The sequence below is a fragment of the Arthrospira sp. PCC 8006 genome (assembly GCF_046480465.1).
Lineage (GTDB): Bacteria > Cyanobacteriota > Cyanobacteriia > Cyanobacteriales > Microcoleaceae > Limnospira > Limnospira platensis.
In genome coordinates this window covers 1-5487 of sequence record NZ_PKGG01000285.1, presented here as the reverse complement: position 1 = coordinate 5487, position 5487 = coordinate 1, and the positions used below count along the sequence as shown (strand labels likewise).

Below are 5487 nucleotides of genomic sequence, written 5' to 3'. Positions count from 1 at the left end.
GCATCATGGTGGCATAATGGGCATCATTATAGGCTGTTAGGATAAATTCCCCTCCGGCTGCTACTTGACGGCGGAAATGGTCAGCAAAGGCGGAATCGTAGCAAATTCCGGCGATCGCTTTTCCCCAACCCGTCTCAAATTTTTGTTGTTTTTCCCCGGCGACTAACCGCGCTTCCAGGGGTGACAAACGATTAATTACCCTTCCCAGAATGGCATCAAAGGGGATATATTCACCCAAGGGAACTAAATGGGTTTTGTCATATTGACCGATAATTTCCCCTTCACCGTTAATGGTAAATAAACTATTAGTTAATCCCCCTTCGGTCTCGCCAAATCCACCGACCCAAGCTATAACACCCTGTTGTAAAATCGCCTGATAAAAGCTATAATTGTAGTGATAGCTGTCATCTTGGTTCCAGACAAAAGGTAAGGCAGTTTCGGGGGTTAAGACTGCATCGACACCGCGCGCCGCCAATTCCAGATATCCCCGCGTGTATCCATTTAAAGCCTGTCGAAAACCCTGGGGATTGAGTTTAATTTCATTGGGGATATTCCCTTGAATAATCCCGACTCTGATGGCGTTTTCGGGTTGAGAATTTAGGGGGATATTGTAGAGACTCAATCCGATTAAATGAGCGATCGCCAATATTCCGACAGGGATTAAATAGAGTTGCAACTTGTGCTGTTTATGTGCTAACCAGAGTTCAGCTACAGTCCCATTGACGACTAATATAGTAGCCACGACGGTATTAGGTCCTGAGATTTGACCCAAATGGAGAATCACCAAATTACCGAAACTTTGGGTTAAAGCCAGTGTTGACCACCACAGAGGACCCCCACTCCAAATCGCTTCTAAAGCACACCATAAAGCCGTCCCTATTAGGATTCTAATTAATGCGGTTTTAGCGCCGATATTTAATGGCATTAATTTCGCAAATAACCACCCCCAAACGATGGCGATCGCTGTTCCCCAGAGGGTAATAAAAACCCAGGAAAAGATAGCGATCGCCAAACTAGCCAACCAKGGAACTCCCAGACTGGTCATGGGGTGAATTCCGGTCATCCAAAACAGGGAAAAGCCATAATAGCCAACACCCCAACTAGCGGTTATTTCCCAGGGTATTCGTCCCCGTCTTTTCGCCTCTACCACCATGACCCACAGAGGAACAAAAGCCACCCAAGCCACTAGCCACCACCTCAGAGGCTCGTTAGCCAACCCCATCAATATCCCACTGAATAGAGACACGGAGATATAGCGAACTTTTCGGAGGTTAAGATTAGCGGGTAACTTGAGGTTAAAATGTTCTACTGAAATCAGTTTCATCTAATTAATAATTGAGGGGGCTATGAACAGGTTAAATCACCAATCCATAACCCGCCGCCATGAGATAGGGGATAATTTTAGGCTTTAACCGGAGGTGTTTCTAACATCAATTTAGAGCGTTTAACGGATTCAGGGACATCAATCGGATAATCTCCCGTAAAGCAAGCGGAACAAAAAGTCAAGGGGTCTTCTTTAGTCGCATTTAGCATACCTTCCCAACTGAGATAAGCCAAAGAATCGACCCCGATTTGTTCTTGAATTTCCGCGACGGATTTAGTCGCCGCAATTAACTGGTCTTGGCTATCGGTATCAATCCCATAAAAACAGGGATGAGTGACGGGAGGGGATGAAATTCTCATGTGTACTTCAGTCGCACCAGCATCTCGTAAAGCCTTAACAATTTTACGGCTAGTAGTCCCCCTAACAATGGAATCATCAACCATAATTACCCGTTTTCCTTCGAGGACATCTTTAAGGGTATTCAACTTCATTTTAATACCAGACTCTCGCATACTTTGGGTAGGTTGAATAAAGGTGCGACCGACATAACGGTTTTTAATCAATCCTTCCGCATAAGGAATTCCCGACTGTTGAGAAAAGCCGATCGCTGCTGGGATACCAGAATCAGGTACTCCAATGACCATATCAGCATCAACAGAAGATTCAGTCGCCAAAACCCGACCAATTCTCATGCGATAACTATATAAACTTTCTCCTTCGACGACGCTATCAGGACGGGAGAAATAAATCATTTCAAAAATACACAATTTCCGCGCGGGTTTTTGACTCCAATGGAATGATGAAATACCCTGATCGGTAATCCAAACCAATTCTCCCGGTTCAACATCTCGGAGATATTCAGCGCCAATAATATCCAAGGCGCAGGTTTCGGAAGCCAAAACATATCGTTGGGGATTATTTCCCAAAGTTCCAATTACTAAAGGTCTGACTCCGTGTGGGTCTCGGACTCCCATTAAACCTACTGGAGTTCCAATAGCCAAACTATAGGCTCCCTCGCACATTTGAAAAGCGGTAAGACTAGCTTCTAACCAATCTTTACCGCCATTAACTTCGGAAGCGATCGCCAAAGCAATTAATTCGGTGTCGGTAGTGCTGACAAAATCAAACTTTCGTCTACTCATTTCCTCCCGCAATTCAGTAGTATTAACTAAGTTACCGTTATGAGCCACAGCCACGGGTCCCAGTCTAGTTTCGGAAACCGCAGGTTGAGCATTAACGATGCGACTAGATCCCGTAGTAGAATAGCGAGTATGACCTACGGCTAAATCACCTTTTAACTGTTGTAAAATAGACTCATTAAATACTTGGGAAACCAGCCCCATATTTTTATATAAATGCAGATTTTCTCCTTCAAAGGTCGCTATTCCGGCTGACTCCTGACCTCGATGTTGGAGAGCATAAAGCCCAAAATAAGTTAATTTTGCCACATCTTGACCGGGAGCATAAACTCCAAACACACCGCAGGCTTCCTCTGGCTTATCGGGGATTAGATCAGTGTGAAACTGGTCATCGGTCACATCGGACTTATTGGGAATCATAGTAATATTTAGATGTTGACTGAGTTGATAAAAACCGAAAGAGATAGATAATTAATAACTGTCAATTACTAACTATCAGTTATCTCTTATGTCGGTAGTAGTTGCTCTAGCAGATGAGATGCGATCGCGAATAGGCTGATAAATAAATCCCCCAAAGGGAACTTTAAGATAGACGACGTTCGATCGCATAATTATAGCGATCGGCGATTTCCGAGAGATTAACCTCAATTAAACCTGTGTGATCATCAGCTAGAATTTGCAAAGACGAGTCAACTGCAGTAACTGTACCCAAGGGATGCCAAAATTGGCGATCGCTCCCCCAGATTTCTTGCAGATAACCCTCCCAAGCCTGCTGGTGTTGAGTAGGAACCGAAACCAAAATCCTAGCTCCCCCCTCACCAAACAGGATCGTATCCCAGCGTTGCCCAGGATCTGAGGTTAACCCTAGGTTAATGGTAGCCCCCAATCGGTTGCCAATGCAACATTCTGCCAAAGCGATCGCCAATCCTCCCTCGGCGCAATCATGAGCCGAGCGCACCCAACCGTTACCAATTCCCTGGCGACAAACCTTTTGCACCTGAAGCTCCAAGTCAAAATCGACCCGAGGAGGTTTACCCGCCACCAGATTATGTACTACGGCTAAATACTCCGATGCTCCCAGGGTAATATAACCATGATCCTCATCAGCCAACCAATTAGCCACCCCCAACAGATAAATCAAATCCCCTGGTTGTTGCCAACTCTGACCACAAGCTAGAGCCGGATCTGGCAATAATCCCACCATTCCCACCACCGGAGTCGGATATATTCCCTGTGGCTTTCCTTGCGCGTCCAGAGTCTCGTTATACAGAGAAACGTTCCCCCCCGTCACCGGAGTAGAAAACGCCTTACAGCCCTCAGAAATGCCCTTACAGGCTTGTGCCAATTGCCAATAACCAATAGAATTTTCCGGGCTCCCAAAMTTGAGGTTATCCGTCACCGCCACAGGTTCAGCCCCGACACAGCTCAAATTCCGAGCCGCCTCTGCAACCACAGCCTTAGCGCCTTCGTAGGGGTCAAGATAGACATGGCGGTCGTTACAATCAACAGTCGMCGCCACCGCCGGCCAAATTTTACCGGGATTATTGCCAATGGGTTCTTGAGGACGCAACCGCACGACGGCCGCATCAGCCCCCCCCGGCACAATGATGGTATTGTTTTGCACTTGGTGGTCATATTGACGATATACCCAAGACTTAGAGGCGATCGATGGGGTATCTAGCAGATTCAATAAGACCTGATTCCAAGTTACCAGTTGATTTTCTATTTCTATCCCTGATGCTGTGGTGGGGGGTAAACTTTCCGGCGACCACGCCCAGGCGGTTTGGGCATATTCCGGGGGTTCTGACATCAATTCCCGGTGATAAATGGGGGTATTATCAGCTAAAGCTGTGGAGGGGATTTCGGCGGCGGTTTCACCTTTAAATAAAATCCGCACGATCGCTTCTGGAATGACTTTTCCGGCGACGACGGCTTGGAGTCCCCAACGATGGAAAATCTCAATTAATTCTGATTCCCGTCCCTTGTGGACTACAAATAACATTCTCTCCTGGGATTCGGATAATAAATATTCATAAGGAACCATTCCGGTCTCGCGCACGGGGATTAGGTCTAAATCTAGTTCGATACCGACTCCCCCTTTAGCAGCCATTTCGGAGGTGGAACAGGTGATTCCGGCGGCTCCCATGTCCTGGGCGGCGACTACAGCCCCGGTTTTAAAGGCTTCTAAGCAGGCTTCGACTAGGGATTTTTCTAAAAATGGATCTCCTACTTGTACAGCAGGGCGATCGGCTATGGATTCCTCGCTGAGTTCGCTACTCGCAAAACTTGCGCCTCCCATTCCGTCCCTTCCGGTGGTTGAACCTACATAAAGCACTGGGTTACCAATACCAGCGGCACCGGATTTGACTATCTCTGGGGTTTCCATAATCCCGATCGCCATGGCATTAACTAGGGGATTGCCATTATAGTGGGGGTCGAAGTAGACATCTCCCCCGACGGTGGGAACTCCAAAACAGTTACCATAGTTGGAAATTCCGGCGACTACTCCCAGCAAGATTGGCCGCGTCCTGGGGTCTTCTAGGGAACCGAATCGCAGGGCGTTGAGTACGGCGATGGGACGCGCTCCCATGGTGAAAATATCCCGCAAAATTCCCCCGACTCCAGTGGCGGCTCCTTGGAATGGTTCGATCGCACTGGGATGATTATGGGATTCTATTTTGAAGGCTAGGTGGATCCCGTCACCAAAGTCTACTACTCCGGCGTTTTCTCCTGGACCGACGAGAATGCGATCGCCACTGGTGGGAAATTGGCTCAGGAGAGGGCGAGAATTTTTGTAGCAGCAATGTTCACTCCACATTACCCCAAACATCCCTAATTCGGCTTTGTTGGGGTGTCTGCCTAGTCTTTGATAGATTTCCTCATACTCTTGGGGTTTTAAGCCTTCTGAGGCTATTTCTTCGGGGCTAAATGGGGATTCAGCAATAATGGACATAGTGGCGATCGCTCGGTCAGGATAACAACCAAACATCATAAGCCTAAATTACATCATCCATCCATCCCCTG

General features: G+C 47.2%; 3 protein-coding genes. All 3 read right to left on the bottom strand.

What is annotated here, in order from left to right; genetic code table 11:
* Nucleotides 1-1324 (bottom strand): apolipoprotein N-acyltransferase (gene lnt / locus B9T16_RS25235; protein ID WP_410246052.1); only part of this gene is annotated, 1324 nt, incomplete at its 3' end.
* A gap of 77 nt (nt 1325-1401) precedes the next feature.
* On the bottom strand, nt 1402-2883 hold the full coding sequence (gene purF, locus B9T16_RS25230) for an amidophosphoribosyltransferase (protein ID WP_410246051.1): 1482 nt from the start codon (nt 2881-2883) through the stop codon (nt 1402-1404).
* Between the two features lie 163 nt (nt 2884-3046).
* Nucleotides 3047-5416 carry a phosphoribosylformylglycinamidine synthase subunit PurL gene (purL, locus tag B9T16_RS25225; protein WP_410246053.1) on the bottom strand — a complete coding sequence of 790 codons (2370 nt, stop codon included), beginning with the start codon at nt 5414-5416 and terminating at the stop codon, nt 3047-3049.
* Nucleotides 5417-5487: the final 71 nt, after the last annotated feature.